Origin of the sequence: Phnomibacter ginsenosidimutans (assembly GCF_009740285.1) — a bacterium.
In the GTDB taxonomy this organism is placed as follows: Bacteria; Bacteroidota; Bacteroidia; order Chitinophagales; family Chitinophagaceae; genus Phnomibacter; species Phnomibacter ginsenosidimutans.
Window position 1 is genome coordinate 1,684,134 of record NZ_CP046566.1, and the last position, 24,775, is coordinate 1,708,908.

General features: G+C 46.9%; 26 protein-coding genes and 3 tRNA genes. 14 read left to right on the forward strand and 15 right to left on the reverse strand.

Annotated elements, in window-relative coordinates:
* Nucleotides 1-62 precede the first annotated feature (62 nt).
* From GLV81_RS07270 to lon, 3 genes are all read left to right on the forward strand, one after another.
* The gene (locus tag GLV81_RS07270; protein WP_197429011.1) at nt 63-650 is read left to right on the forward strand and encodes an outer membrane beta-barrel protein; all 588 of its coding nucleotides are present in this window, start codon (nt 63-65) and stop codon (nt 648-650) included.
* Between the two features lie 133 nt (nt 651-783).
* Nucleotides 784-1,623, forward strand: a complete 840-nt coding sequence (locus tag GLV81_RS20125) for an LON peptidase substrate-binding domain-containing protein (protein ID WP_246186305.1) — start codon at nt 784-786, stop codon at nt 1,621-1,623.
* A gap of 36 nt (nt 1,624-1,659) precedes the next feature.
* Entirely contained in the window at nt 1,660-3,189 is a 1,530-nt protein-coding gene (gene lon / locus GLV81_RS20130) for an endopeptidase La (RefSeq protein ID WP_281350823.1), read from the forward strand.
* Between the two features lie 133 nt (nt 3,190-3,322).
* Here the strand turns inward: lon and GLV81_RS07280 are convergent, their stop codons facing one another.
* From GLV81_RS07280 to GLV81_RS07285, 3 genes are read right to left on the reverse strand one after another with little or no spacing between them, the layout of a single operon-like run.
* Nucleotides 3,323-4,060 carry a DUF5995 family protein gene (locus GLV81_RS07280; RefSeq protein WP_157478155.1) on the reverse strand — a complete coding sequence of 246 codons (738 nt, stop codon included), beginning with the start codon at nt 4,058-4,060 and terminating at the stop codon, nt 3,323-3,325.
* Between the two features lie 26 nt (nt 4,061-4,086).
* Complete coding sequence (locus GLV81_RS20135) at nt 4,087-4,284, reverse strand: pyridoxine 5'-phosphate synthase (protein ID WP_246186307.1); 198 nt, start codon at nt 4,282-4,284, stop codon at nt 4,087-4,089.
* Entirely contained in the window at nt 4,242-4,805 is a 564-nt protein-coding gene (locus GLV81_RS07285) for a pyridoxine 5'-phosphate synthase (protein WP_246186308.1), read from the reverse strand. The genes GLV81_RS20135 and GLV81_RS07285 overlap by 43 nt, the downstream gene beginning before the upstream one ends.
* 216 nt (nt 4,806-5,021) lie before the next feature.
* Here GLV81_RS07285 and GLV81_RS21175 point away from each other — a divergent pair, with 216 nt between their 5' ends.
* Nucleotides 5,022-5,309 carry a GIN domain-containing protein gene (locus GLV81_RS21175; protein WP_157478157.1) on the forward strand — a complete coding sequence of 96 codons (288 nt, stop codon included), beginning with the start codon at nt 5,022-5,024 and terminating at the stop codon, nt 5,307-5,309.
* Between the two features lie 28 nt (nt 5,310-5,337).
* The gene (locus tag GLV81_RS07295; protein ID WP_197429012.1) at nt 5,338-5,745 is read left to right on the forward strand and encodes a head GIN domain-containing protein; all 408 of its coding nucleotides are present in this window, start codon (nt 5,338-5,340) and stop codon (nt 5,743-5,745) included.
* Nucleotides 5,746-5,870: 125 nt separating this feature from the next.
* On the opposite strand, the gene dcd is transcribed toward GLV81_RS07295, so the two are convergent.
* On the reverse strand, nt 5,871-6,407 hold the full coding sequence (dcd, locus tag GLV81_RS07300; protein WP_157478161.1) for a dCTP deaminase: 537 nt from the start codon (nt 6,405-6,407) through the stop codon (nt 5,871-5,873).
* A gap of 50 nt (nt 6,408-6,457) precedes the next feature.
* Between dcd and GLV81_RS07305 the strand changes: the two genes are divergently transcribed.
* Nucleotides 6,458-7,087 (forward strand): 4'-phosphopantetheinyl transferase family protein, encoded by a 630-nt coding sequence (locus GLV81_RS07305; RefSeq protein WP_157478163.1) that lies wholly within the window; start codon nt 6,458-6,460, stop codon nt 7,085-7,087.
* Here the strand turns inward: GLV81_RS07305 and GLV81_RS07310 are convergent.
* The 5 genes from GLV81_RS07310 to GLV81_RS07330 all read right to left on the reverse strand — a co-directional run bounded on the left by GLV81_RS07310 (nt 7,068) and on the right by GLV81_RS07330 (nt 11,915).
* On the reverse strand, nt 7,068-8,129 hold the full coding sequence (locus GLV81_RS07310; RefSeq protein ID WP_197429013.1) for a DUF4421 domain-containing protein: 1,062 nt from the start codon (nt 8,127-8,129) through the stop codon (nt 7,068-7,070). The genes GLV81_RS07305 and GLV81_RS07310 overlap by 20 nt on opposite strands.
* A 34-nt stretch (nt 8,130-8,163) precedes the next feature.
* Nucleotides 8,164-9,393, reverse strand: coding sequence for a DUF2130 domain-containing protein (locus GLV81_RS07315; RefSeq protein ID WP_157478167.1), 1,230 nt, complete (start codon nt 9,391-9,393; stop codon nt 8,164-8,166).
* 11 nt (nt 9,394-9,404) lie between these two features.
* Nucleotides 9,405-10,001, reverse strand: coding sequence for a DUF6498-containing protein (locus tag GLV81_RS07320; protein WP_157478169.1), 597 nt, complete (start codon nt 9,999-10,001; stop codon nt 9,405-9,407).
* A 599-nt stretch (nt 10,002-10,600) separates the two neighbouring features.
* Nucleotides 10,601-10,684: transfer RNA gene (locus GLV81_RS07325), tRNA-Leu, on the reverse strand.
* 70 nt (nt 10,685-10,754) lie between these two features.
* The gene (locus GLV81_RS07330; RefSeq protein ID WP_157478171.1) at nt 10,755-11,915 is read right to left on the reverse strand and encodes a sensor histidine kinase; all 1,161 of its coding nucleotides are present in this window, start codon (nt 11,913-11,915) and stop codon (nt 10,755-10,757) included.
* A 124-nt stretch (nt 11,916-12,039) separates the two neighbouring features.
* Between GLV81_RS07330 and GLV81_RS07335 the strand changes: the two genes are divergently transcribed.
* The 3 genes from GLV81_RS07335 to GLV81_RS07345 all read left to right on the forward strand — a co-directional run bounded on the left by GLV81_RS07335 (nt 12,040) and on the right by GLV81_RS07345 (nt 12,588).
* Nucleotides 12,040-12,252: a hypothetical protein gene (locus tag GLV81_RS07335; RefSeq protein ID WP_157478173.1), complete on the forward strand. Its 213-nt coding sequence runs from the start codon at nt 12,040-12,042 to the stop codon at nt 12,250-12,252.
* Nucleotides 12,253-12,350: 98 nt separating this feature from the next.
* A tRNA-Gly gene (locus tag GLV81_RS07340) sits at nt 12,351-12,424 on the forward strand.
* A 75-nt stretch (nt 12,425-12,499) separates the two neighbouring features.
* Nucleotides 12,500-12,588: transfer RNA gene (locus GLV81_RS07345), tRNA-Leu, on the forward strand.
* 62 nt (nt 12,589-12,650) lie between these two features.
* Here GLV81_RS07345 and GLV81_RS07350 read toward each other — a convergent pair.
* The 6 genes from GLV81_RS07350 to GLV81_RS07370 are packed head-to-tail and all read right to left on the reverse strand — an operon-like array spanning nt 12,651 to nt 18,861.
* Nucleotides 12,651-13,217, reverse strand: coding sequence for a gluconate 2-dehydrogenase subunit 3 family protein (locus GLV81_RS07350; protein WP_157478175.1), 567 nt, complete (start codon nt 13,215-13,217; stop codon nt 12,651-12,653).
* A 40-nt stretch (nt 13,218-13,257) separates the two neighbouring features.
* Nucleotides 13,258-14,004 carry a GMC family oxidoreductase gene (locus GLV81_RS21560; protein ID WP_343030608.1) on the reverse strand — a complete coding sequence of 249 codons (747 nt, stop codon included), beginning with the start codon at nt 14,002-14,004 and terminating at the stop codon, nt 13,258-13,260.
* Nucleotides 13,967-14,935, reverse strand: a complete 969-nt coding sequence (locus GLV81_RS21565) for a GMC family oxidoreductase N-terminal domain-containing protein (RefSeq protein ID WP_343030609.1) — start codon at nt 14,933-14,935, stop codon at nt 13,967-13,969. Before GLV81_RS21565 ends, GLV81_RS21560 begins: the two co-directional genes overlap by 38 nt.
* A 33-nt stretch (nt 14,936-14,968) precedes the next feature.
* On the reverse strand, nt 14,969-16,648 hold the full coding sequence (locus GLV81_RS07360) for a GMC oxidoreductase (RefSeq protein ID WP_157478177.1): 1,680 nt from the start codon (nt 16,646-16,648) through the stop codon (nt 14,969-14,971).
* 50 nt (nt 16,649-16,698) lie between these two features.
* The gene (locus tag GLV81_RS07365; RefSeq protein ID WP_157478179.1) at nt 16,699-17,571 is read right to left on the reverse strand and encodes a hydroxypyruvate isomerase family protein; all 873 of its coding nucleotides are present in this window, start codon (nt 17,569-17,571) and stop codon (nt 16,699-16,701) included.
* A gap of 21 nt (nt 17,572-17,592) precedes the next feature.
* On the reverse strand, nt 17,593-18,861 hold the full coding sequence (locus tag GLV81_RS07370; protein WP_157478181.1) for an MFS transporter: 1,269 nt from the start codon (nt 18,859-18,861) through the stop codon (nt 17,593-17,595).
* A gap of 202 nt (nt 18,862-19,063) precedes the next feature.
* Between GLV81_RS07370 and GLV81_RS07375 the strand changes: the two genes are divergently transcribed.
* From GLV81_RS07375 to GLV81_RS07395, 5 genes are all read left to right on the forward strand, one after another.
* Entirely contained in the window at nt 19,064-20,803 is a 1,740-nt protein-coding gene (locus GLV81_RS07375) for a GMC family oxidoreductase (protein ID WP_157478183.1), read from the forward strand.
* Nucleotides 20,804-20,983: 180 nt separating this feature from the next.
* Complete coding sequence (locus GLV81_RS07380; protein ID WP_157478185.1) at nt 20,984-21,649, forward strand: gluconate 2-dehydrogenase subunit 3 family protein; 666 nt, start codon at nt 20,984-20,986, stop codon at nt 21,647-21,649.
* Nucleotides 21,650-21,695: 46 nt separating this feature from the next.
* Nucleotides 21,696-23,120: a Gfo/Idh/MocA family protein gene (locus GLV81_RS07385; protein ID WP_157478187.1), complete on the forward strand. Its 1,425-nt coding sequence runs from the start codon at nt 21,696-21,698 to the stop codon at nt 23,118-23,120.
* Nucleotides 23,121-23,153: 33 nt separating this feature from the next.
* Complete coding sequence (locus GLV81_RS07390) at nt 23,154-24,314, forward strand: Gfo/Idh/MocA family protein (protein WP_157478189.1); 1,161 nt, start codon at nt 23,154-23,156, stop codon at nt 24,312-24,314.
* A 77-nt stretch (nt 24,315-24,391) separates the two neighbouring features.
* A complete protein-coding gene (locus GLV81_RS07395) occupies nt 24,392-24,763 on the forward strand; it encodes a GxxExxY protein (protein WP_157478191.1) in 372 nt (123 codons plus the stop codon).
* The last annotated feature ends 12 nt before the right edge of the window (nt 24,764-24,775 follow it).

Here is a 24,775-nt window from a genome sequence, read left to right on the forward strand (position 1 = left end):
GCTGTAGCAGTCGGTGTATCATTTTTCATCACCCATTCGTTATGATAAAAAATCATCTCTCTATGCGAGTTATTGGCACACTATGTTTTCTGCTGTTCTTTTCTGCTACATCCTTTGCGCAGTTCATAAAAATTGGCCCAAAGGCTGGCGCCAATCTGGTGAAAATGGAAGGCAAATCTTTCAAGGAAAGTTTTCAGCTGGGCTATTTTGCCGGTGCCTTTGCCGAAGTAAAACTGGGCAAGAAATTTTACCTGCAACCAGAAGTGTTATTTACCGAAACCAACTTGAGCACCAGCAGCAATTTCAACGACATTTACCAAAACCTGCTCATACCCGATACGCTGACCAGCATAAAGCTGCAGGCTTTAACCATACCCGTAACACTCAACTGGCGGGTGGCCAATATCCTCTCGTTTTCGGCAGGGCCACAGTTCAGCATCAATATGAAAAAAGGTGAGGGGCTGTTCAACAATGCCAAATCGGCTTTTAGCGATGGCGACATTGCTTTTGTAGCTGGCGCCAATGTGATGCTGAGCAAACTGCGGGTAAGTGCCCGTTATGGCTGGGGCATCAAAGAAATGAACAATGTAGACGGGCAGGATCCGTGGAAGCAACAAACCATTCAGTTGGGCGTCGGCTTCGTCTTCTAACCTGTCATATATTCCACTGCTCAAGGGGTCAATTGCGCCATATCGGCAAGGTTGGCCCCTTTGGCATTAATATTGGTCCATTCTTTCTCCTGCACGTTGTGTAGTATTTTGACAATCGTTTCAAGTAAAATATATGAGTAGATCGCAGCAGCCTTTTTTTATGAATAGTGAAGACGATGTAGACTTCATGCCCATCATTCCCATTACGGAAGGAGAGCAGGAAGAAGACAAAAGCATAGTATATCCTGATGTGGTGCCGGTGCTGCCTTTGCGCAATACCGTATTGTTTCCCGGCGTGGTTATACCCATTACCGTGGGCCGCGACAAAAGCATCAAAGCAGTAAATGATGCGTACAAAGGCGACAAACTGATTGCCGTTTTGGCGCAAAAAGACAGCAGCGTAGAAGAGCCTTCCCCGGAAGATTTGGTGGAGATTGGTACTGTGGCCAAAATCATCAAACTCATCAAAATGCCCGATGGCGGCACTACGGTGATTTTGCAGGGTAAGCGCCGTTTTCGGTTGCTGAACATTTTGGAGCAAGACCCATATTTCAAAGCCAGTGTAGAATACCTGCAGGAAACGGAACAACCCAAGGATCAGAATTTTGATGCGTTGGTGAGCAACATTAAAGAACTGGCCACACAAATCATTCAGCTGTCGCCCAACATTCCCAGCGAAGCGGCCATCATTCTCAAAAACATCGAGAACCCATCTTTCCTCATCCACTTTGTGGCCGGAAATATGAACACCGATGTAAAAGAGAAGCAGCAAATACTGGAGCTGAACGACATTGATAAACGTGCCGAAGAACTGAACCGCCTGCTGCACCGGGAACTCCAATTTGCGCAGCTGAAAGATCAGGTGACGAATAAAACCCGCACCGAAATAGACAAGCAGCAGCGGGAGTATTTTTGCAGCAGCAACTCAAGAGTATCAAAGAAGAGTTGGGTACCGATAATGTGGCCGAGGTAAACCAAATGCGCCAGAAAGCAGAAGGCAAAAAATGGCCTGCTTGCTGCTAAACAAGCTTTTAGTACGGGCATTGAAAAACTAGAACGTATGCACCCTAGCACACCTGATTACAGCGTGGTGTACAACCACCTCGATTTGATGCTGGACCTGCCTTGGGATGAAACCACCGAAGACAATTACGATCTGAAAAACGCCAAGAAAGTATTGGATGCCGATCACTATGGCATGCACAAAATCAAGGAGCGTATTTTAGAATATCTGGCCGTACTGAAACTCAAGGGCGATATGAAAAGTCCCATCCTTTGTTTCGTTGGTCCTCCGGGTATTGGTAAAACTTCATTGGGACGCAGCATTGCCCATGCCATTGGCCGTAAGTATGTACGCCTGAGCCTCGGTGGTTTGCACGATGAAAGTGAAATCCGCGGTCACCGCAAAACATACATTGGTGCCATGCCGGGCCGCATTTTGCAAAACCTGCGTAAGGTAAAAACCAGCAATCCGGTGATGATTTTGGATGAGATTGACAAGGTGGGCAACGACCATCGCGGCGATCCTTCCAGTGCCTTACTCGAAGTGCTCGACCCTGAGCAAAATAATTCTTTTTACGACAACTATCTGGAGCTGGAATACGACCTGAGCAAAGTGTTGTTCATTGCCACGGCCAACAGTTTGCAGAGTATTCAGCCGGCACTTCGCGACCGTTTGGAAATCATCGATCTTTCTGGCTATGCCATTGAAGAGAAAGTGGAGATTGCGAAGCGACACCTCATTCCCAAACAACAGGAAGCACATGGTTTGGCCAGGCAAAACCTGAAGATTGCCGATCCGGTGATTGAAAAAATTGTAGAGTCTTACACTCGTGAAAGCGGTGTGCGGGAGCTCGACAGACAAGTGGCGTCTGTGATGCGGTACAAGGCCCGTGAGTTTGCTACGAATGGCAAAATGAAAACGCAGGTGTTGGCGAAAGATGTAGAGAAGATTTTGGGTGTGCCCCGCTATAGCAACGATATGTATAAAACCGTGAACCAACCCGGCGTGGCTGTTGGCTTGGCCTGGACGTATGTTGGCGGAGACATTCTGTTTATTGAAGCACTGCTGAGCGAAGGCAAAGGTGAATTGAAACTCACCGGCAACCTGGGCAATGTAATGAAAGAAAGCGCCAGCACTGCATTGACATATTTGCAAGCCAATGCCAAAAAGATTGGTGTTGATGCGGAGCTATTCAACAAGCGTAGCATACACATACACGTGCCCGAAGGTGCTGTACCTAAAGATGGCCCAAGTGCTGGTGTCACCATGCTTACAGCGCTTACATCTGTGTTTACAGGCCGCAGGGTAAAGCCCTACCTGGCCATGACCGGTGAAATTACGTTGCGTGGACAGGTGCTACCCGTTGGTGGTATCAAAGAAAAAATATTGGCCGCCAAAAGAGCTGGTTTAAAAGAAGTGATTTTGTGCTGGCAAAATGAAAAAGATGTGAAGGAAATCGATCCCTCATTTATTGGTGGAATGACCTTCCACTATGTTAAAACAATGCAACAAGTGCTCGATTTGGCATTGGTATAAAACATGGTTATAAAAATTTATAAGATCACTCCAACAAAAAGAAATCCTGCCCTGTTAATATTGCTGACAAGAAATTTTTCATGTTGGTTGTTTTAAGGGTTAAAGTAATCCTCCTGGTCGCAGGAGGATTTTTTTATGCCAACAAAGCTGCTACCCGTTGCACATTTTTTTCTTCAAACCAACGGATAGGTGTCAGCATCCAACCCGCTACTGCACCGGGCTTGGCTATCTTTTGCGAAATGCCCAACACGGTTGCATCCATTTGAACAATGTAGGCTGCACGTTCTTGCTCCGGCATTAATGCGAGTGCTACTGCATTGGCCCAGGCGGCTTGTCGGGCTTTTTCAATGCTAAAATTAAGCACGGCTTTTTCTTTACCCTCACTAATGCGACTGAGCAGTTTCATCGGCCAGCAAATGGCTTCGAGTTTGCGCTGCACTTCTACCGCCAGCGTTGCAATCTGGCTGTTTATTGTATCGAAATCTTTTTGCAATTGCCATATAGATTCGCCGGGTGCAGTGAGTGCCGCAGCAATAGCGAGGTCGAGATTGATGTGGGTATTGATGCCCATCAGCAAATGCTGAATCACCGTGTACGATTGTTGTGTATTATCAAATACATGACGCCAGCTTTGGGTAAGTGTACCATGTTGTTGGTATTGCTGCCATGCATCAATATACCGCTGCGCAAAAAGTACATCCAGCTTTTCCATGCGGGCAGCATCTTCAAATACTTGTTGCTGAATACCCTGTTGTACGGCCACCGTCATTTGCCGGTACAAGCTGGCAAAGTAAGCCTGGCGAGAAGATTGGGCTACGCTGTGTGCAACAATGTGATCGAGTTGGGCGATGACTTCGGCGATGGTTTGCATGCATTAAAGATAGCCGCCACCAATGTTTATTGCAACTGCCGTTTGTATAACTGCACTGTATTTTCCAAACCCAAATACAACGCATCGCAGATGAGGGCATGACCAATTGAAACCTCATCGAGCATGGGAATGTGTTGTTTCAAAAAAGCAAGGTTGTGCATGTCCAAATCATGACCGGCATTCAACCCCAAACCCAGTTGATGCGCCAGATTTGCTGCCTGCACGTAAGGCGCAACAGCTTCCTCTTTTTGCCTTCGGCGTAGTGGCGGGCATAACTTTCGGTATACAGTTCAATGCGGTTGGTGCCAGTAGCAGCAGCGCCTTCTACCATGGCTTCTACAGGGTCTACAAAAATGGATACCCGGATTCCCGCTGATTGAAAACGGCCAATGATATCTACCAGATAATCTTTGTGGGCAATGGTGTCCCAGCCATGATCGCTGGTGAGCTGGCCATCGGCATCGGGCACCAGTGTTACCTGATGCGGTTTTACTTCCAGCACCAGGTCTACAAATTTTTGCTCTCTGGGGTTGCCTTCAATGTTGAACTCTGTCGTTACGATTTGTTTCAAGGCCCGCACATCGGCATAGCGAATGTGGCGTTCGTCGGGGCGGGGATGCACCGTGATGCCTTCGGCGCCAAAACGTTCAATGTCTTTCGCCGTTTGAATGACGTCGGGATTATTGCCACCACGGCTGTTGCGCAGGGTGGCAATCTTATTGATGTTGACAGATAATTTGGTCATAGCAGGCTTTTGCTGGGCGGCAAATGTACAAAAACCAGCAGGGCCGTGGCGTCCTGCGCCGTCAAGCATTTGTATGAAAGGGGCAAGAAAAAAACTTTTCATGTTTCTGTAACATTTGAATAGGGCAGTCGTCACACTTCCAACATTCACACACGGCAGCTGCTGCAATACCCTGCTCACTGCTGTTTTAACCATCATTCAAAACATCATTCGAGTATGAAAAAGTTGCACCTGCTGCTGTTGACAGTAGTAACCCTGAGTGCCGGCGTAGCACTGGCCCAATGGAAACGCATTAGCGGTAACGGAAACATAGTTACGCAAACCCGAGAAACGGGAACATTCAGTGAAATTGTTGTATCGGGAAGCATGCAGGTAGAAGTAACGGCTGCGCCAGCTATTGGTGTACAGGTGCAGGCCGAAGACAATTTGCAGGAATACATTGTAACCGAAGTAAAAGGCAATCGCTTACAGGTAAAATTTAAAAATGGCGTATCGATCGAATAGCCACAAAGCAGTAAAAGTTTTGGTGCGCATGCCAAAGTTGAACGCCGCCAGTATTGCCGGAAGCGGCAGCATTCGTAGCAGCAATCAGCTTAATAGCAATGGCAATTTTTCAGCCACCATTTCGGGCAGCGGTAGTGTAGATGTACAAACTGCAGCCACCAAGGTGGATGCAACGATTGCAGGCAGTGGCAACATTGTACTGGCCGGCAAAACAGATGATTTGCATGTGGTGATTTCTGGTAGCGGCAGCTTCAAAGGATACCAGCTTACTGCCAACGAAGCTTCTGTACAAATAGCCGGCAGTGGCGATGTGCAAGCTTATGCCAGCAACAAACTGGATGCGGCCATCAGTGGCAGTGGCAGCGCGTATTACAAAGGCAACGCCAGTGTTTCTGTAAAAACTTCGGGCAGTGGCAAAGTGCGTAAAGCCGATTAATATTCTTTCACTCAGTCACACACAAATACATCGCCACACACAGGTTGTTTCATTAGTGTAGTTTAGCAACAAAGGGAGCAGGTTTACACCGTGCTCCCTTTGTTGTTGTAAAATATTTTCTACTTCTAAAATTGATTTCGCCACATCATGCTTTCAATGGGCTTGTTGGGCTGGCCGCTGTATTTGGCATTTGCTTTTTGATTGTACTTCACTTCAATTTCGCCGTCTACTGGAAAATAAATGAGCTGGCCAATAGGCATGCCTTTGTACACTTTCACTGGCTGCTTTACAGAAATCTCCAAAGTCCAGTTGCCACAAAAACCTACATCGCCTTTGCCAGCAGTGGCATGAATGTCGATGCCGAGTCGGCCGGTGCTGCTTTTACCTTCCAGAAAAGGCACATGTGCATGTGTTTCGGTGTACTCCAATGTTACACCCAGGTAAAACACATGGGGATACAATACAAAACCTTCATCCGGAATATCGAAGTATTCAATCTCGTTGTGCTGCTTGGCATCCAGCAAATGATTTTTATAGGTAGCCAGCGTAGCGCCGAGGTGCACATCGTAGCTATTGCTGCCAAGGCAGTGCCGGTCGTAAGGCTCAATTTTAATGGTGCCTTTGTCTATTTCTTCCAATATCCTTTTGTCGCTCAGTATCATGTGTTGTAACTTTATAGGCGTTCCGCAAATTGCGGATTGCCCCTTGTTTTATGCCGCTTTTTTATACACAAACTATCGACGAATTTACCCGCCTTGGTGTTTGGGAAATTACAGAGCCGGAAGACTTTTTTCTGGAGTTTGTACCGGTGAGCCGGCAAATTACACATCCGCAAAAACGCTTGCAGCACTTGGCCGGCCGCTTTTTGTTGCAGCATTTGTTTCCCGATTTTCCGCTGTCGCTTATTCAAGTGGCCAGTACCAAAAAACCATTTCTACCACAAGAGTCGCACCACTTCAGTATTTCGCATTGTGGCAATTATGCAGCCGCCATTGTAAGCACGGTAGACAGGGTAGGGATTGATATAGAAATTCCGACGGACAGGTTGCTGCACCTGATGCCGAAATATTTGCATACCAACGAACGCATGTTGGCCGAGCCGCATGCCCTCGATCAGTTGGTGCATGTAGCTACTATTTTATGGAGTGCCAAAGAAGCCATGTTTAAATGGTACGGTCATGGGGAAGTTGATTTCAAACAACACCTCCGCATTTATGAACTCAATTTTGATAAGCCCGATAGCGGACATGTCAACGCTGCATTTATGAAGTTTGATGAACAGCCATTGCAGTTGCCTTTTACATGTTGGCCAAATTTGGTGCTTAGTTGGCTTGCGGTGTAGCTTCCTGTTTATTGCGGATGCGGCTGATGACTCTTTCGTTGAAGTAATCTACAGGCCGAACCCATTTTTTCAGTTTGGGCCCAACGGGCAACCGGTAGTTGAAAGTGAGGCGAAGCAAACCTGAAGTTTGGCGGTAGCGAAAATCTTGTACCGGCGCATTCAACTGATTGTTGATCCAAGTAACGGCAGCCGTCCATTGTGGGCGATTGATGCCTGCGGCAAAACGATAAGCAAAATCGGGCCTTACCGTTACACTGTTTTGATGGCCAAAAGGCGTACTTGATTTTGTAAAATTCAAATCGAGATAACCGCTGGCGTTGGCATGTACAAATACATTGCGAAACAGTACCAACGTGTATGCATAACCCAACGATGGGCCAAACTCTATATGCCGGATGCGGCTGAGTGCGGGCAAGCCTGCATACAATGGATCGGTAGGCACAAAACTGCTGTCGGCAGAAATAATGCTGTAGTTGGCTTCGAAGCCTGCGGTAAGGCTGCCGGCAGATCTTAGCTGGCGTTCACTTTGCAGCATGGCCGCTCTGTACGAAAATTTGCGCCAGTTGAAAATGTGTTCATACTGTCCACCAATTTGAGAAATGCCCATGTCGGGGCGAACGTAAAATTTGCCTGGTGTTGAGCCAGGAGATTGCAGGTAAAATCCTTTGTAAAACTGGCCGTAGAAATCGATGATACCTCTTCGTCCGTAGTTGTGCGATTGTAAGTCGAGGTAGCGGGTTTTGCCGCGGTCATCTTTGAACTGATTGATGAATTTAAAACCGTAAGCGAGGTTGAGTGTAAGCCACTGATAGGTGGCGCCAACGCCCATCGTGATGGGGGTATTGGGTCGGTAAGCTATGAGTTGTTGTTTGTTGGCGGCAGGTATAAAATCAGGTGTAATAAATTTATTACTGAAATAAAATCTTCCGGTAAAGTAGCCATCAAATGTTTTAAAAAAAGTAGTGTCATGCACATTTGCCTGCACACTTTCTTGCTGTGCATAGGATGCAGAAAATGCAAACAGCAACAGTGTCGCCGTCATGCATTGCTGCAATACAATTTTTATTCCGCTCAGCTTAGGTAGTTGCATCGTCGCCGTCCTCCAGCAGGTTCAATTCAAAATCCTGACCGGCAATGCCTTCAATAGAGCCCTTGAAATGCGACATGTTGAGCATCACTTTTTCCAGTTGTTTTTCACGGGCCTTCCATAGTTTTTCCATGGCGTCTCTTTCACGTACTATAGATTGACGCATGGATAGAAAACCTTCGCGGATAGCCCGCCACTGTTCGCCAAATTCGTTGCTGGTGAGATAGGCGTACAACATGTGCATTTTGTCGCCCTTGTTCTCTTCGCTTTTTAGTGCGGTTGCAACTTTAATGATGCCTTCCCGCAATACATGTACCAGGGCTTTGGCTTCGGCAAATGTGCAAATCCATACGCCGTCTTTCTCACCAAAGCGTTCCAAATCTTTGGGTAGTGTTTGCGTAACAATCACCGCTACATCAGCACCTTGGCTGCGCATGTCGGCTTTCAGTTTTTCTATCCACTCGGCGCTAAACGCCTGTGTTCTTTTGCTTTCAAAAATGATTTTACCACAGTCTTGGCCAAACTTGTTGCGAACGGTTTGAATGCAATCTGCACCACGTACGCCCTTGGCTACTTCACTAATCACATCATACGGAAACGCATTGCGCAGCATTTCCTCCAGCATCAGTTCTTGCACTTCACCTTGTGTTTGCATGCTGCCTTGCTCGGCCTTCCGTTTCATTTCTTCGGCCAGCTTTTTTTGCTGCTCAAATTTCTCTTCTAGTTCTTTTAGCTTCAGCTGATATTCACTTTCCTTGTTGCGGTTTTTTTCTATTTCTTCTTGCCGAATAATGTCGCTGAGTTTGCTTCGTTCATCAATCAGCATTTTTTGCAGTTGGATTTCCAGTTCCTGTTCTTTGTTCAGTAGCTCCTGTTCCTTCTTCAAAAAATTCAGTTCTTTTTGGCGGGCTTCTTTCAGCTTTTCATCGTTGTTGGCCAGTTGTTCTTGCAGCAATTTCATTTGCACCTCATAATCTCCGGAGAGTTGTTTGCGCAGGTTGGCTTCCAGCGTTTCTGCCAGTTTCTTTTTCTCTTGTTCCAGTAGAAGTGCTGCTTCACGGTCTTTTTGTTCGAGCTGAGTTTTTAACTGGTTTTCCCGCTGGCGGTATTCGTCATCTTTTTTTTGCTGCCAATCTTTCATTTGGTTGCGCAATTCCTCCCGCATGGCATCGGTGGGTTCGAACTTGTGGTTGCAATTGGGGCAAATTACCTGAGGCATAATGAAAATGATTATTTGGCTGTGCTGCGAAAATACAATCGGTTGGTGAGCAAATGCATGGCAACATCTGCAATGGTTTTGAGCACCAAAAACAAAGTGATATCTGACCAGCCCGAAAGGCTGGCGCCTACCAACATGAGGTGCATGGGCACAATGCGTAAATACGGCAAAAAGAAAATATATCCTGCCCGAACAGGGGCAGAAGATGTTGCTTGTTTTTTACGTACAAACTCCATGAACTCAGCAATGAGTATGATGAAGAACGAAATTTTCAAAAAGCCAACATCTACTTTGCCCTCGCTTCTTACCCAAAGCATTATGAGGTAAACTATATGGAAGGTTCCGTAGTGAAACAAAAAGAAAAAACCGGAGCAACCGCGGCTTGAGGCAGCAGACATGGGTTGACCGTTGTTTTCTACAATTTCTACCTGATTGATGGGAACAGTAAGCAGTTGAATAAACGTGAACAATCCCATAGCGGCACTTTGCAACCAATACAGCAAAAGCAAGGTTCTGAATGACTCTGGATGCTGATGGTAGTACCAAATGAAATACAGGTTGAAACCAATCAGCAGCAGGAGGGAGAAGGAAGCAGAAGCTTTTTTCATACAATGGAAGACGTTTGCTAAGTGGGTGGTAGTCTTCTGCGGAAGGTAATAAAAATCCCTTCCTGCATGGAAGGCTTTGTGCCCAAGACTGGATTCCCTGCCTGACTGCGTCAAGCAGACAGGGAACCAGCACGCCAGTGCAAAAGAATCAGAAATGAGTTGAGGACGAAGCATAAAAAAGTCCGTACAAGTAGTACAGACTTTTTATGTGCCCAAGACTGGATTCCCTGCCTGACTGCGTCAAGCAGACAGGGAACCAGCACGCCAGTGCAAAAGAATCAGAAATGAGTTGAGGACGAAGCATAAAAAAGTCCGTACAAATTGTACAGACTTTTCGTGTGCCCAAGACTGGATTCCCTGCCTGACTGCGTCAAGCAGACAGGGAACCAGCACGCCAGTGCAAAAGAATCAGAAATGAGTTGAGGACGAAGCATAAAAAAGTCCGTACAAATTGTACAGACTTTTTATGTGCCCAAGACTGGATTCCCTGCCTGACTGCGTCAAGCAGACAGGGAACCAGCACGCCAGTGCAAAAGAATCAGAAATGAGTTGAGGACGAAGCATAAAAAAGTCCGTACAAGTAGTACAGACTTTTTATGTGCCCAAGACTGGATTCGAACCAGCACGCCCTTGCGGGCACCACCACCTCAAAGTGGCTTGTCTACCAATTTCAACACCTGGGCTAATTGGGGCTGCAAATATCAGTGTAGGCGCAATATCATCCAAAACGATTTTGGAGATTTTTTTTGCTTATCAGGATTGGGTGCCTTTAGGCAGCTGCATCCGAAAGGTAGTGCCAACACCAGGCTCAGATTGTTTTACTTGCAAATTGCCTTTGTGGTACTGGTCTACAATGCGTTTGCTAAGGGTGAGCCCAAGGCCCCAGCCACGTTTTTTGGTTGTGAAACCCGGCGCAAATACACGGGCCAGGTTGGCAGCACTTATGCCTTTGCCGGTATCAGTTACATCTACTATTACCTGATGTGGTTGGTCTTGAATGTGAACTCGTATGGAGCCGGTGCCATCCATGGCATCAAGGGCATTTTTCAGCAGGTTTTCCATTACCCAATTGATGAGGGTGGGAGAAGCCTGCACCAAAATTTCATTGGCCGGACTGATGAATTCGAATTGCACTTTACCCGGAGCACGGCGTTTCATGTAGCTCACCATCTCTTCGAGCAATGCTACGAGATTGGTGGTTTCCAATTTGGGCTGCGACCCTATTTTGCTGAAGCGATCACTCACCAGTTTCAATCGTTCTACATCTTTTTCAAGCTCTTGTACCACTTCCGGATTTACTTCTGATTCTTTCAGCATTTCCACCCAGCCCCGCAGGTTGGTGATGGGCGTACCCATTTGATGGGCCGTTTCTTTGGCCATGCCGGCCCACAATTGGTTTTGTGTACTCCGGCTGTGTGTATTGAGCAGCACCACCAGTAAAATAATGAACAGCGACACTACCAGCAATTGAACCAATGGGTAGTACTGCACTTCGTTGAGCAAGGCTGTGTTGCCAAAGTATACTTTGTACATCACTTTTGGCGTATCACTAATTTCCCAGTCAATGGGCGGATGTTCGGATTTGAGCTTTGCCAGCTGCTGCTGCAGGTAGCCGGGGTTGCGCAGTAATTGTACAGAATCGAGATTGCGATGGTCAACAATGTTGCCTTTGTCGTCGGTAGCAATCAAGGGCATGTCTTCATTGTTGATGATGACCATATTGGCAAGGGCAATGGAACTTTGCCCGTCAGACTGTTGCATGGTGCGATTGGCCTGTACCCATTCTTCCACCCGCTGGCGTTCTTCCCGCAGTATTTTATTGGCCAAATAGCGGGTGTAAAAAACAGTGACCACCACAATGGCCAATGCAACCACAAAAAAGAAAATGCGCCAGTTGAGCAACCGGTTGATCATGCGCCTAAGATAATTGGAAATGCAAGTGAAGCAGGGGCAGAAAATATTTACTGTGTATAAGTGAATATCCTTGTTCGGATATTACAGCTGCCCCCTTATTTTTGCAGCCGAAATTGAAATGAATATGGCGCACAACCAACCACAAGAAACTACCAACGACAAAGCTTTTGGCAGCAACTGGGTAAAGTCATCTCGCTTTTTGTTTTATCTGCAAGTGGCTACATTGCTGGCTTTTGTGGCAGGTTGCAGTGGCTACATGTATTCAAACCGTTATCAGGGAAAGCCCAAGGTAGAAGTGCCTGAAAGCACTCAATACACGCCAAAGTATAAGTCCTAAAAAAAAATTTGGCAGAAATAGTTAGACTCCTATTTTTGCACTCCCAAAAACAACGGGACAGTTCTTAAAAAGCAACTCACGAAAGTGAAATGCAATATGCGGAAGTAGCTCAGCTTGGTAGAGCATCACCTTGCCAAGGTGAGGGTCGCGGGTTCGAATCTCGTCTTCCGCTCAATTTTTTTCACCTCGCAACTGCGGGGTGTTTTTTTTAGCGTACAATTGTATTGCTATAACAAAATAACACCACGCCCTGGTGGTGGAACTGGTAGACACGCAGGACTTAAAATCCTGTTCGCCGAAAAGCGAGTACGGGTTCGATTCCCGTCTGGGGCACCAACAAAAAAGCCTTCCATTGCGGAAGGCTTTTTTGTTTTATACGCTTGTTACCAATGGCTTATTTAGGCCCAGGCTCTGTCTCCTTTTTTGTAGTCTACACAGCCTTCGTATTTGCCCGGTACGGCAATGTAGCGCAATGCTTGAGTAGCACCAGGTTTGCTAGTGAAAAAGCCCAACAATGTCAGCTCCTTCATCATCCGGAAATAATGCGATGGCTTATCTTTTTCTTTTTTCTCCTGATATTCTTTTTGCTCTTTGTCTAAAGCAGTCAGCAGGGTAGTGCGTTGCTCAGGGGTAATTTTCAGGAAGCCATTTTTAAATTCAGCTTCGCTTCTCTTTTCTATATCAGCCAATCCTTTTACAAACACATCTTGCTGCTCCTTGGTGTAGCAATCTTTTACCATTACAGCCATAAATGCACCCACGGCAGCTTCTTTGGCACCGGGTGTATTGGTTTTGGGTAAAATGGTTTCTGCAACCTCGTCCAGGTATTTAATCTGGTCTTCGGTAAGCAGGGCTGCATCTGCTCCTGCTGTTTCACTTTTGCAGCCTTGCAAAAACAAACTGCCACCTACAATGGTGCCACCAAGCAAGAGGGCTACATTCTGAAGGGCTTGTCTTCTGTCCATATAAAAAATGTTTATTGTTTTGTAGAGATGAATATTAAAATCAAAGGTTTCCTTTTTTTAATTCTTCAAAGGCATGGTTGGCAGCTCTTGCCGTAAGTGCCATGTAAGTAAGTGATGGATTTTGGCAGGCACTCGATGTCATAGCTGCGCCATCCGTTACAAATACATTTTTACAGTCCCACACCTGATTCCATTCGTTGAGCACACTTGTTTTGGCATCGCGGCCCATGCGGGCTGTACCCATTTCATGTATGCCGTGCCCCATAGCATGACCGTTGTCCCAACCATGTACATTTTTCACTCCGGCTGCTTCCAGCATGGCCTTGGCCTCTGCTACCATGTCTTTGCGCATGTCCAGCTCATTTTGTTGTAGTTCTGCATCCATGGCCAGTACGGGCAAGCCCCATTTATCCTTCTTTTCTTTATGCAGGTAAATGCGGTTACGGTGGTCGGGCAAAATTTCGCCAAACCCTGTCATGCCTATGTTCCAGCCACCCGGCTCCAACAATGCCTCTTTAAAGTTGGCGCCTATGTTGAGCTCCGCTATTTCGCGGCTCCAACCACTGCGGCTTGCGGCACCCTGATAGCCAAAGCCACGCAGGTATTGGCGGGTATCGCCGTTAAGGTTGGTGAAGCGGGGAATGTAAAAGCCATTGGCCCGTCGACCGTAATAATATTTGTCTTCGAAACCTTCTACTGAGCCGCTGGCGCCAAGGTTGTAATGATGATCCATTACGTTGTGACCCAGTTCACCGCTGCTTGCTGCCAAGGCCACCGGGCCATACATCAGTAGCAGAGTTAAACAATACCCAAGTACTGTTTAGTGCCGAAGCACACAGAAATACCAGCTTCGATTTGAACTCAACTGTTTGGTTGGTTTCAGCATCCAATACCTCTACACCCGTTGCTTTTTGGGTGTCTTTATTGTACAGCACTTTGGTTACAATAGACCATGGCCGAACAGTGAGATTGCCTGTTTTTACAGCGGCAGGCAGGGTAGAAGATTGGGTGGAAAAATAGCCGCCAAAGGGGCAGCCTTCCCAGCAACGGTTTCTAAACTGGCATTGTGTACGGCCTTGTATTGGTGCAGTTAAGTTGGCTGTTCTGCCAATAATTAAATGCCGGTTGCCTTTGTAAAATGCTTTCAATCTTGAAGCCACATCTTTCTCTACACAGTTCAGCTCCATTGGAGGTAAAAACTGGCCATCGGGCAAATGCGGCAGGCCTTCTTTGCTACCACTGATGCCGGCAAAGGTTTCTACATAATCGTACCAAGGTGCTATGTCTTTGTAGCGTATGGGCCAGTCGATGGCAATACCATCTTTAGCATTGGCTTCAAAGTCTACATCGCTGAGGCGATAACTCTGGCGCCCCCACAAAATGGAACGTCCGCCCATTTGATAGGCCCGCCACCAGGTAAAAGGTTTGTCTTCTACATAGGGGCAATCCTTTTCATTAGCCCACATATCCATCACTGCTTCCGATGCCGCCCAACCACGGTGTATCACCGGGTAGCCTTCACGTTGCTCCGCAGTTGTACGGCCACGGTGTTCAAAGTCCCAAGGGTCTTTGTTGGCCGTTGTATAATCTTCAACATGTTTAAAATCGCGGCCTCTCTCCAGCAACAATACTTTCAGCCCTTTTTCGCAGAGCTCTTTAGCCGCCCAGCCTCCGCTGATGCCGCTGCCTACTACTATGGCGTCGTATTGTTCTGGCATAAAAACGAGTGAGTGATGAAAGTTGATGGTTGATTACAGGTTGCCTTTTTTCAATTCGCTTACAGCAAAATCAGCAGCACGTGCAGTGAGAGCCATGTAAGTAAGTGATGGGTTGACGCAAGCAGCGCTTGTCATACATGCACCATCCGTTACAAACACGTTTTTCGCATCCCATACCTGGTTATTGCCGTTGAGTACGCTGGTTTTTGGGTCTCTACCCATACGGGCAGTACCCATTTCATGAATGCCCATACCTACTGCGTAGCCATAGTCATAGGTCTTCACGTCTTTTACTCCTGCAGCTTCCAACATGGTGGCGGCTTCGCTCATCATGTCTTTGCGCATTTTCATTTCGTTGTCCTTCATTTCCACATCCATTTCCAGCACTGGCAGGCCCCACTTGTCTTTTACATTTTTATTGAGGTAAATGCGGTTTTCGTGGTAAGGCAAAATCTCGCCAAAGCCCATGATACCCATGCTCCAAGGACCGGGCTCGGTGAGGGCATCTTTGAAGGCTGCGCCTATATTCAATTCAGCAATTTCGCGACTCCAACCGCTACGGCTGGCACCACCCTGGTAGCCAAAGCCACGCAGGTAATCCCGTTTGTCATCCATGATGTTTTGGAAGCGGGGTACGTAAATGCCATTGGGTCTTTTGCCAAAATAGTATTTGTCGTCGTAGCCTTCTACACGGCCGCTGGCACCACATTTCAGGTGGTGGTCCATCACGTTGTGGCCGAGTTCGCCGCTGCTGCTACCTAAGCCGCCTTCCCACACATCCGTTGCTGAATTCATCAGAATCCATGAACTGTTGAAGGCCGATGCACATACGAATACCACTTTTGCGTAGTACTCATAAGTCTTGTTGGTTTCAGCATCCAGCACTTCTACACCTTTTGCTTTTTGCGTGTCTTTATCGTACAAAATGCGGGTAACAATGCTGAACGGACGAAGGGTGAGATTGCCTGTAGCCATGGCTGCCGGCAATGTTGCACTTTGGGTGCTGAAATAAGCACCAAAAGGACAACCCAGCCAGCACTTATTGCGATACTGACAGTTGGTGCGGTTGTTGTGCGGCGCCGTGAGGTTGGCACTGCGGCCCATGATGAAAGCACGTTTACCGCCATACAATTGTTTGATACGGGCTGCTACGTCTTTTTCGACGCAGTTCATTTCCATGGCAGGCAGGTAGTCGCCATCGGGCAAAGAAGGAAAACCATCACGGTTGCCATTGATGCCGGCAAATTTTTCGGCATAGCTATACCAAGGGGCGAGGTCTTTGTAGCGAATGGGCCAGTCTACAGCAATGCCGTCTTTGGCATTGGCTTCAAAGTCTAAATCGCCGAGGCGATAGCTTTGACGCCCCCAAGTGAGTGAGCGACCTCCAACATGGTAACCACGGTACCAGTCGAAGCGTTTCTTTTCAACGTAGGGACAATCTTTTTCGTTCGCCCAAAAATCGAGGTTCATTTCGTTGAGCGGGTAATCACGTTTGAGCACAGGGTAGTTGTCTACCATTTCCTGTGTACGACCGCCGCGGTGCGGAAACTCCCACGGGTCTTTATTGGTGTTTACATAATCCTTTACGTGCTCCACATTGCGGCCACGCTCCAGCATGATCACTTTCAATCCTTTTTCGGTGAGTTCTTTGGCTGCCCAGCCGCCGCTGATACCGCTGCCCACTACAATTGCATCGTAGGTATTTTCTGCCATGTCCGTTTTACTGTTTATGGTTTCTGGATGAATTTTTCTGATGGATAAGCTTATACATCGCAGCGCCGGATGGCGTCTTTCAGCGATGCGATTTTATCGGTAGCAACCGGAATGAATTCCTGTGCCACGTAGCCTTTGTAGCCCGTTTTTACAATGGCCTGCATAATGGCCGGATAGTTGAGCTCTTGTGTATCGTCAATTTCATGACGGCCCGGTACACCTGCTGTATGATAATGACCGAAGTAGGGGTGAAAATCCTGAATGGTACGAATCACATCACCTTCATTGATTTGCATGTGATAGATATCGTATAACAGCTTTACGTTTTCGCTGCCAATGCGTTTGCACATTTCTACACCCCAGGCACTTTTGTCGGCCATGTAGTCTTTGTGGTTGATTTTGCTGTTGAACAATTCCAACTGTAACACCACACCTTTCTTTTCGGCAAGGCCTACAATTTTCTTCAGCCCTTCCACGGTATTTTGCATGCCGGTTTCATCATCCATGCCGCGGCGGTTGCCGGTAAAGAAGATCAGGTTTTTGTAACCGGCTTTCGACACCAGTTCAATATGTTCGGTGTAGCTCTGTATAAGCTTGGCATGATTGTCTTTGTTGTTCCAACCATCTACCAGATTGATTTCGGCACCATTGCACATGCTGCTGTCAATGCCGTGCTTTTTGAGGATGTGCCATTCTTTAGGGCCAATCAAATCAATGGCTTTAATACCGATTTCTTTGGCCAGCACACACAATTCATCCAGCGATAAAAAATCGTATGTCCAGCGGCACACACTGTGGTTGATATTGCCTTTGAGTGGTTGGTCTTCCATGGCTTTGGCCAATGCTTGCTGCGAAGCGCCGAGCAGGCTAATGCCTGCCGTGCCGGCAACAATGTTTTTAATAACAGATGCGCGACTGCTCATGATACAAGATGTTGAAAAAGCTTAAGAAAGTGAAGGCTTGCTTTTGCCCCGCATATAAATAAACAAGCCTGCAAAAGCAATGACCAGTGCTATAGGAATCATCAAAGTAAGGTTGATGATTTCAGGGCCGGCGGCGGTTTTTGCAGCTACCAATGCATTGGCCATTTCGCTGCCTGCAGGGGCGGCGGTATAATCGGCAAGTGAGCTGCCAGCGGGCAGTTTCTGCTGCAGCAGGCTGTCGTATTTGCTGCCCATTACCATGGTATACATAGATACAGCAAACATGCCTGCACCACCCATGAGGTTGAGGCCAACAGCTCCAGTTTTGGGTAAATATTCTGCTACAAAACCAAGCATGGTGGGCCAGAAATAGCAAACGCCCATACCAAATACCAAAGCGCCAGCATATACCATGTTACCCGCACTGTGGCCCAGCAAATACAGGCCTGCTGTGGCAAGAATGGCAGATATGAGCAACACGCCTGTGGGTGATAATTTGTGTACTACAGGTTCGGCCAAGCCGCGGCCCACTACCATTACACCCGTGGTGATGGTGAGAATCAGCAATGCATTGTCCGTTACGTTTTTCAACAGCACTTCAATCCACTGGCCGGTAAAGAGTTCGGTGATGGCCGTGCCTAGCATGCAAACCATCATGAATAAAAACAACGGATTGAGCAAGGCCTTATACATATCGGCAGTGCTTACGCCACTGGCTACTCTTTCAGTAACAGGGAACTGCAGTTTTGAAAACAGGAAACCATATAATAATGTCGGAATAATCATGAGGCCTACCTGTATGTGCCAACCAATACCCGCTTTGCTAAGGAAGAATACAATGAGGGTGCCAATGACAATGCCACCAGGAAACCAGAGGTGAAAGTGGTTGAGCTTGGTGGTTTTATTATCGGGGTAAATGGCTGCTACCAGCGGATTACAGGCTGCTTCTACTGTGCCGTTGGCAATGCCAATAAGCAACGTAGAAATGAACAGACTCCAAAAGCCGCCGGCAAAAATGGTGAGTAAAATACCAGCGAGGTGAAACACAAAAGCTGCCACCAGCAGCTTCTTCATTCCTATAATATCTACCACAAAACCACCTACGATAACTGCCAGCGGAAAACCCCAAAATGCTGTGGCAGCAATGGTGGAAAGTTCGGATGCATTGAGTTGAAACTCGGTGCCCAACTGTCCTAAAATACCGGCACGAATGCCAAAGGATAATGAAGTAACGAGCAGCGCCAGACAGCTGGCAACAAAGAGTTGCTGTTTTTGAATTGTGGTAGGCATAAAAAATCGTTGCGATTAGATTGAATCGTGAAGTGCTAAAAATAGGGATTATTGAAAACCATCTGTTATGAGCTTTCCACAGTTTTTTCTGCAAACCTTTTCGGTCCTGCTTTTCTGCCAGCCACGATAATTAATTTTTTTCGTTAACAATCGGCATTACCCTAAATACCTATTTTAGTTCGACGATTAATAAACAGAAGCCATGGGAGAATTACAGATTAAGAAATCTGCAAAAGAATATGATGTAGTGATTGTGGGCTCAGGTGCAGGTGGCGGTATGGCTGCTTATGTGCTGGCCAATGTTGGTTTAAAAGTATGCTTGCTTGAAGCCGGTCCTGATTACGATCCTGCAAAAAATGTAACGCAACTGAAGAACCCATGGGAGAGTCCACGCCGTGGTGCCAGTACCAAGTTTCGTCCATTCGGCGATTTTGATGCCTGCTACTGGGGTTGGGAAATTGATGGAGAACCCTATACCAAAGCCAACGGCACCAGCTGGGATTGGTGGCGGGCCCGCATGGTAGGTGGTCGCACCAATCACTGGGGGCGCATCTCGCTGCGTTTTGGCCCACGAGATTTCAAACGCAGAAGCATTGATGGCTTAGGCGACGACTGGCCAATTGGCTACGAAGACGTGAAGCCATACTATGATAAGATTGATAAACTATTGGGCATTTTCGGCACCAACGAAGGTTTGGAAAATGATCCGGATGGTATTTTTCTTCCGCCACCAAAACCACGCCTGCACGAATTGATGCTGAAAAAAGCAGCAGGCAGCGCCGGTGTGCCGGTTATCCCTTCCCGCTTGTCTATTCTTACCAAAAAAATAAACGACAAACGTGGCGCTTGTTTCTTCTGTGCCCAGTGCGGTCGTGGTTGTACCGTGCATGGCGATTTTTCTTCCTCTTCAGTATTGGTAAAACCAGCAGTAGAAACGGGCAATGTAGATATGGTGGTGAATGCCATGGCCCGTGAAGTGATTACCAATAAAGAAGGGCTGGCCACGGGTATTAGTTATGTAGATAAAGAAACGTTGCAAGAATATCAGGTGAGTGGCCGGGTAGTAATACTGGCTGCCAGTGCCTGCGAAAGTTCACGTTTGCTGCTCAACTCAAAAAGTGACCGGCATCCGAATGGCCTGGCTAACAGCAGCGGCGTCGTTGGTCGGTATTTACACGATAGTACCGGTGCTGCCATGGGTGGCGTGTTGCCTTCTTTGTTCGATCGCAAACGCTACAACGAAGATGGCGTAGGTGGCATGCATGTGTACAGTCCTTGGTGGGGCGACAACAAGAAGCTTGATTTTCCTCGTGGTTATCATATTGAATACTGGGGCGGCATGCAACAACCCGCATACGGTTTTGGCTTTGGCATCGAAGGCATGAACGGAAAATTTGCTGTGAAAGGTGTACAGAAAGAAGCCGGTGGTTATGGCAAAAGTCTGAAAGAAGATTTCCGCTTTTTCTATGGTGCAGGCGTAGGCATGGCTGGCCGTGGCGAAGCCATTCCACGCTACGACAACTACTGTGAGATAGACAACAGCGTGGTAGATAAATATGGTATTCCCGTATTGAAGTTTAATGTGAAATGGAGTGAGCATGAAATAAAGCAAGCCAAGCACATGAAGGAAACCTTTAAGGAAATCATGCACAACATGGGCGCTGTGATTACTTGGGGAGCCGATGACGATGAAAGCAATAATTGGGGTTTGGAAACGCCAGGTAAAATCATTCACGAAGCTGGTACGGCCCGCATGGGTGCAGATGCCAAGAGCTCTGCGCTGAACAAATGGAACCAGGCACACGATTGTAAAAATCTGTTTGTGGTAGATGGTGCCGCCTTTACCTCACAAGCCGATAAAAACATTACGTGGACCATTCTTGCTCTGAGCATGCGGGCCAGCGAATACATTATTGATGAAATGAAAAAGCAAAACCTGTAAGCAACTAGCCAATGTGCTAATAAGCTAATTTGAAAATGTGCTTATGGAATACAGGAGTCTTTTTGATGTACATGAAACTTTAATCAAGTAACAAAAACGAACATCAAAAACGACAAACCCCAAACTCCAAACAGCTAACGAATATCAGACATCAGCCATCCAACATCTAACATCAACATCATGGATAGAAGAAAATCACTCAAAGCATTGGCCATTGGTTCGCTGAGCACCGCCGTGCTGATTGATGCCTGCAAGCCTGCTGACAAAAAAGCAGCGGAAAATGCCACTGCCGTAGGCACATTTACTTACGACAGAATGAAGGAAGAAAAGGCACACGATGAACAACTCTTGAAGGAAAAGTTTTTTACCGATCATGAGTTGAAAACCATCACTGTACTGGCCGATATCATTATACCAGCCGATGAGGTAAGCGGCAGTGCATCGCAAGCCGGTGTGCCTGCGTTTATTGAGTTTATTGTAAAAGACATGCCGCAGCATCAAACTCCCATGCGGGGTGGATTGCGCTGGCTCGATTTGCATTGCCTCAAGACCTATGAAAAACCATTTGTGGAATGCAGCAGCACACAACAAATTGAAGTGGTGGATGCCATAGCGTATCCAAACAAAGCCAAACCTGCCATGGCACAAGGGGTAGCATTTTTTAACCTGATGCGTAATCTCACAGCTACAGGTTTTTACACTTCTGAAATAGGTGTAAAAGACATTGGCTATGTGGGCAATCAACCCAACCAATGGAATGGCGTACCCGACGATGTGTTGAAACAATACGGATTGGCATACACAGAAAAGGAACTCAAAGAGTGCATCAGTTTTACCATTGCATAACAACGATTGAAAATTACATAACTCCAAACAGCTTTAAAATAACCGCATGTCTTCCAAAAAATCATCCAGAAGAAATTTTATCCGCAACACGGCAGTAGCCGGTGCAGGATTTATGATTGTGCCTCGTCATGTGCTAGGCCGTGGCTATGTAGCGCCCAGCGATAAGCTCAACATTGCCGGCATTGGCGCTGGTGGCAAGGGTGCCAGCGATTTATCTGAGTTTGCCAAAGGTGGCCGGGCCAACATTGTAGCATTTGCCGATGTAGATGTGAAGCAGGCTGCAGGTTCTGTAAAGCGTTTTCCGCAGGCGAAGTTTTACTTTGACTACCGCGAAATGCTGGAGAAGGAAGGTAAGAACATTGATGCTGTTTCAGTATCAACACCCGATAATACCCATGCTGTAGCCACCATGGCTGCCATTAAAATGGGCAAGCATGTATATGTACAAAAGCCATTGACCCATGATATCTACGAAGCCCGTATGCTCACAGAAGCGGCACGTAAATACAAGGTCGTTACACAGATGGGTAACCAGGGCGGCAGTGGCGATGGCGTTCGTCGTATGCAGGAAATGTACCAGTCTGGTTTGATAGGAGAGGTGACCAAAGTATATGCCTGGACTAACCGTCCTGTGTGGCCCCAAGGCATGCCGACACCCAGTGGCAAGCACGATGTACCTGCCGATATGAAATGGGATTTGTGGCTCGGACCTGCTCAATGGACAGACTACAATCCTGCGTATCATCCATTCAACTGGCGTGGCTGGTGGGCCTTTGGTACCGGTGCTTTGGGCGATATGGCCTGTCATATTCTGGATCCGGCTTATCGTATTTTGCCCATTCTTTTTCCCAACGAAGTAGAATGCTCTGTGCCCAACCAGTTTGTAGATGCATGGAAAGAAGCCGGCTATGTAGATAGCTGTCCGCCTTCTTCCATCATTCACATCAACTACCCCAGAACAGATGGCAAAGGTGAAATCAAAGTAACCTGGATGGATGGCGGTTTGCTGCCAGAAAGACCCAAAGAATTATTGCCTGATGAACCTATGGGCAACTGGGATGGTGGTATCATTTTCGAAGGCACCAAAGGAAAGATTCTGGCCGATTGTTATGGCGCCAATCCGCGTTTGTTGCCTACTCAAAAAATGAAAGACATTCAGCTGCCAGCGTCTACCATTGCCCGTGTGCCCGAAGGCCACTATCAGCAGTGGGTAAATGCATGTATTGCGGGCTACGGCAATGCACAAACCAGTTCACATTTCGACTTTGCCGGACCATTTACTGAAAGTGTACTCATTGCGAACCTGGCTATCCGTAGTTGGATGATGAAGAACCCTGCTGCCAAAGGTTGGGAAGACAAATACCTCGGCCGCAAGAAGTTGCTGTGGGATGCTGCCAATATGCGCATCACCAACTTTGAGCCAGCCAACCAGTTTGTGAAAAGAGAATACCGTGCCGGCTGGAGTTTATAAGTATAACGTTCATTCATTTAAGCTATCGTAGATATGAATAGAAAATTAAGAATGGCCATGATTGGCGGTGGTAAAGATGCCTTTATTGGTGCCGTGCATCGTTTGGCTATGAACATGGATGGTCAGGTGGAGTTAGTTGCGGGTGCTTTGAGTGTGAATCCAGATGTGGCCATCGAATCGGGTAAAATGCTGTATCTGCAGCCCGATAGAATTTATACCGATTACAAAGTGATGCTGGAAACCGAGGCCGCCAAAACGGAAGCGGAAGGACGCATTGATTTTGTGAGCATTGTTACGCCCAACTTCGTGCATTTTGATCCCGCCATGTTGGCGTTAGAAAAAGGCTTTCACGTAGTGATAGAAAAGCCCATCACTTTTACGCTGGAGCAAGCCAAACAGCTGCAACAAAAAGTGCAGGAAACCGGCAAGCGTTTGTTGCTTTGTCATACCTACACCGGTTATCCCATGGTGAAGCAGGCCCGTCAACTGGTGGCCAGTGGTGCTTTGGGTAAAGTGCGAAAAATTTATGTTGAATATCCGCAGGGTTGGTTGAGTACCTTATTGGAAAAAACCGGCCAGGCACAAGCCAGCTGGCGTACCGATCCTAAGCGGTCGGGTAAGGCAGGTGCCATGGGCGATATTGGTACCCATGCATTCAATTTGGCAGAGTATGTGAGCGGTTTGCAAACCACACATATTTGTGCAGACCTCAACACTTTGGTAGAAGGCCGCTTGTTGGATGATGATGGTGCCGTACTCATGAAAATGAACAATGGTGCCAGTGCGGTGCTCATGGCTTCGCAGGTGGCTGCCGGCGAAGAAAACGCCGTTAAAATTCGGGTGTATGGTGAGCTCGGTGGTTTGGAATGGAAACAGGAAGATGCCAATACCTTGCTGGTGAAATGGCTGGATAAACCGGCTGAAATTTACCGCACAGGTGCTGGCTACAACGGCAGCTTTGCCAAGCACAACACCCGCATTCCTGCAGGCCATCCCGAAGGCTATCTGGAAGCATTTGCCAACCTCTACCGCAACTTTGCCCTCACCGTGCAATCGGACGTGGATGGCGTGACACCAGCTGCAGAATGTCTTGATTTCCCCAGTACTACCGAAGGGGTAAGAGGCATGGCTTTCATCGAAAATGTGGTGGCTTCCTCGCAAAGTGAACAGAAGTGGACGGTGTTTGAAGTGTGAGGATTTTTCGCACAGAACTTATGTTTCGCACAGAGGCACAGAGTTTTTTTGTATAAACACAAACACACAATTAGGTCATGGAAACAAATGATCTTACTGCACTCATCATTGAACAGGCCATAGACATTCATCGAAAAACCGGACCAGGTTTGTTTGAATCTGTTTACGAAGAGATGTTGTGGTATAAACTCAATCAACTTGGCTTATTTATAGAAAGACAAAAAGAAATTCCTGTTTACTTAGATGGCATAAAAATGGGTATTGGATTTAGAGCAGATTTAATTATTGACCAACAAGTGATTGTTGAAATTAAGTCTATCGAAACACTCCTTCCTGTACATGCTAAACAGCTTTTGACCTACCTCAAATTGACAAGTATAAGTACAGGATTACTCATCAACTTCAATGAAGAACTTTTAAAACAAGGCATCAAGAGGCTCAAGAACTGATAGCAATTTCTC

What these genes read in the sequence shown, in the direction of transcription:
- GLV81_RS07270 (WP_197429011.1), top strand. Translation starts at nt 63, where the DNA reads ATGCGAGTTATTGGCACACTATGTTTTCTGCTGTTCTTTTCTGCTACA.
- GLV81_RS20125 (WP_246186305.1), top strand. Translation starts at nt 784, where the DNA reads ATGAGTAGATCGCAGCAGCCTTTTTTTATGAATAGTGAAGACGATGTA.
- GLV81_RS07280 (WP_157478155.1), bottom strand. Translation starts at nt 4,060, where the DNA reads ATGCAAACCATCGCCGAAGTCATCGCCCAACTCGATCACATTGTTGCA.
- GLV81_RS07285 (WP_246186308.1), bottom strand. Translation starts at nt 4,805, where the DNA reads ATGACCAAATTATCTGTCAACATCAATAAGATTGCCACCCTGCGCAAC.
- GLV81_RS21175 (WP_157478157.1), top strand. Translation starts at nt 5,022, where the DNA reads ATGAAAAAGTTGCACCTGCTGCTGTTGACAGTAGTAACCCTGAGTGCC.
- GLV81_RS07295 (WP_197429012.1), top strand. Translation starts at nt 5,338, where the DNA reads ATGCCAAAGTTGAACGCCGCCAGTATTGCCGGAAGCGGCAGCATTCGT.
- dcd (WP_157478161.1), bottom strand. Translation starts at nt 6,407, where the DNA reads ATGATACTGAGCGACAAAAGGATATTGGAAGAAATAGACAAAGGCACC.
- GLV81_RS07305 (WP_157478163.1), top strand. Translation starts at nt 6,458, where the DNA reads ATGCCGCTTTTTTATACACAAACTATCGACGAATTTACCCGCCTTGGT.
- GLV81_RS07310 (WP_197429013.1), bottom strand. Translation starts at nt 8,129, where the DNA reads ATGACGGCGACACTGTTGCTGTTTGCATTTTCTGCATCCTATGCACAG.
- GLV81_RS07315 (WP_157478167.1), bottom strand. Translation starts at nt 9,393, where the DNA reads ATGCCTCAGGTAATTTGCCCCAATTGCAACCACAAGTTCGAACCCACC.
- GLV81_RS07320 (WP_157478169.1), bottom strand. Translation starts at nt 10,001, where the DNA reads ATGAAAAAAGCTTCTGCTTCCTTCTCCCTCCTGCTGCTGATTGGTTTC.
- GLV81_RS07330 (WP_157478171.1), bottom strand. Translation starts at nt 11,915, where the DNA reads ATGATCAACCGGTTGCTCAACTGGCGCATTTTCTTTTTTGTGGTTGCA.
- GLV81_RS07335 (WP_157478173.1), top strand. Translation starts at nt 12,040, where the DNA reads ATGGCGCACAACCAACCACAAGAAACTACCAACGACAAAGCTTTTGGC.
- GLV81_RS07350 (WP_157478175.1), bottom strand. Translation starts at nt 13,217, where the DNA reads ATGGACAGAAGACAAGCCCTTCAGAATGTAGCCCTCTTGCTTGGTGGC.
- GLV81_RS21560 (WP_343030608.1), bottom strand. Translation starts at nt 14,004, where the DNA reads ATGTATGGCCCGGTGGCCTTGGCAGCAAGCAGCGGTGAACTGGGTCAC.
- GLV81_RS21565 (WP_343030609.1), bottom strand. Translation starts at nt 14,935, where the DNA reads ATGCCAGAACAATACGACGCCATAGTAGTAGGCAGCGGCATCAGCGGA.
- GLV81_RS07360 (WP_157478177.1), bottom strand. Translation starts at nt 16,648, where the DNA reads ATGGCAGAAAATACCTACGATGCAATTGTAGTGGGCAGCGGTATCAGC.
- GLV81_RS07365 (WP_157478179.1), bottom strand. Translation starts at nt 17,571, where the DNA reads ATGAGCAGTCGCGCATCTGTTATTAAAAACATTGTTGCCGGCACGGCA.
- GLV81_RS07370 (WP_157478181.1), bottom strand. Translation starts at nt 18,861, where the DNA reads ATGCCTACCACAATTCAAAAACAGCAACTCTTTGTTGCCAGCTGTCTG.
- GLV81_RS07375 (WP_157478183.1), top strand. Translation starts at nt 19,064, where the DNA reads ATGGGAGAATTACAGATTAAGAAATCTGCAAAAGAATATGATGTAGTG.
- GLV81_RS07380 (WP_157478185.1), top strand. Translation starts at nt 20,984, where the DNA reads ATGGATAGAAGAAAATCACTCAAAGCATTGGCCATTGGTTCGCTGAGC.
- GLV81_RS07385 (WP_157478187.1), top strand. Translation starts at nt 21,696, where the DNA reads ATGTCTTCCAAAAAATCATCCAGAAGAAATTTTATCCGCAACACGGCA.
- GLV81_RS07390 (WP_157478189.1), top strand. Translation starts at nt 23,154, where the DNA reads ATGAATAGAAAATTAAGAATGGCCATGATTGGCGGTGGTAAAGATGCC.
- GLV81_RS07395 (WP_157478191.1), top strand. Translation starts at nt 24,392, where the DNA reads ATGGAAACAAATGATCTTACTGCACTCATCATTGAACAGGCCATAGAC.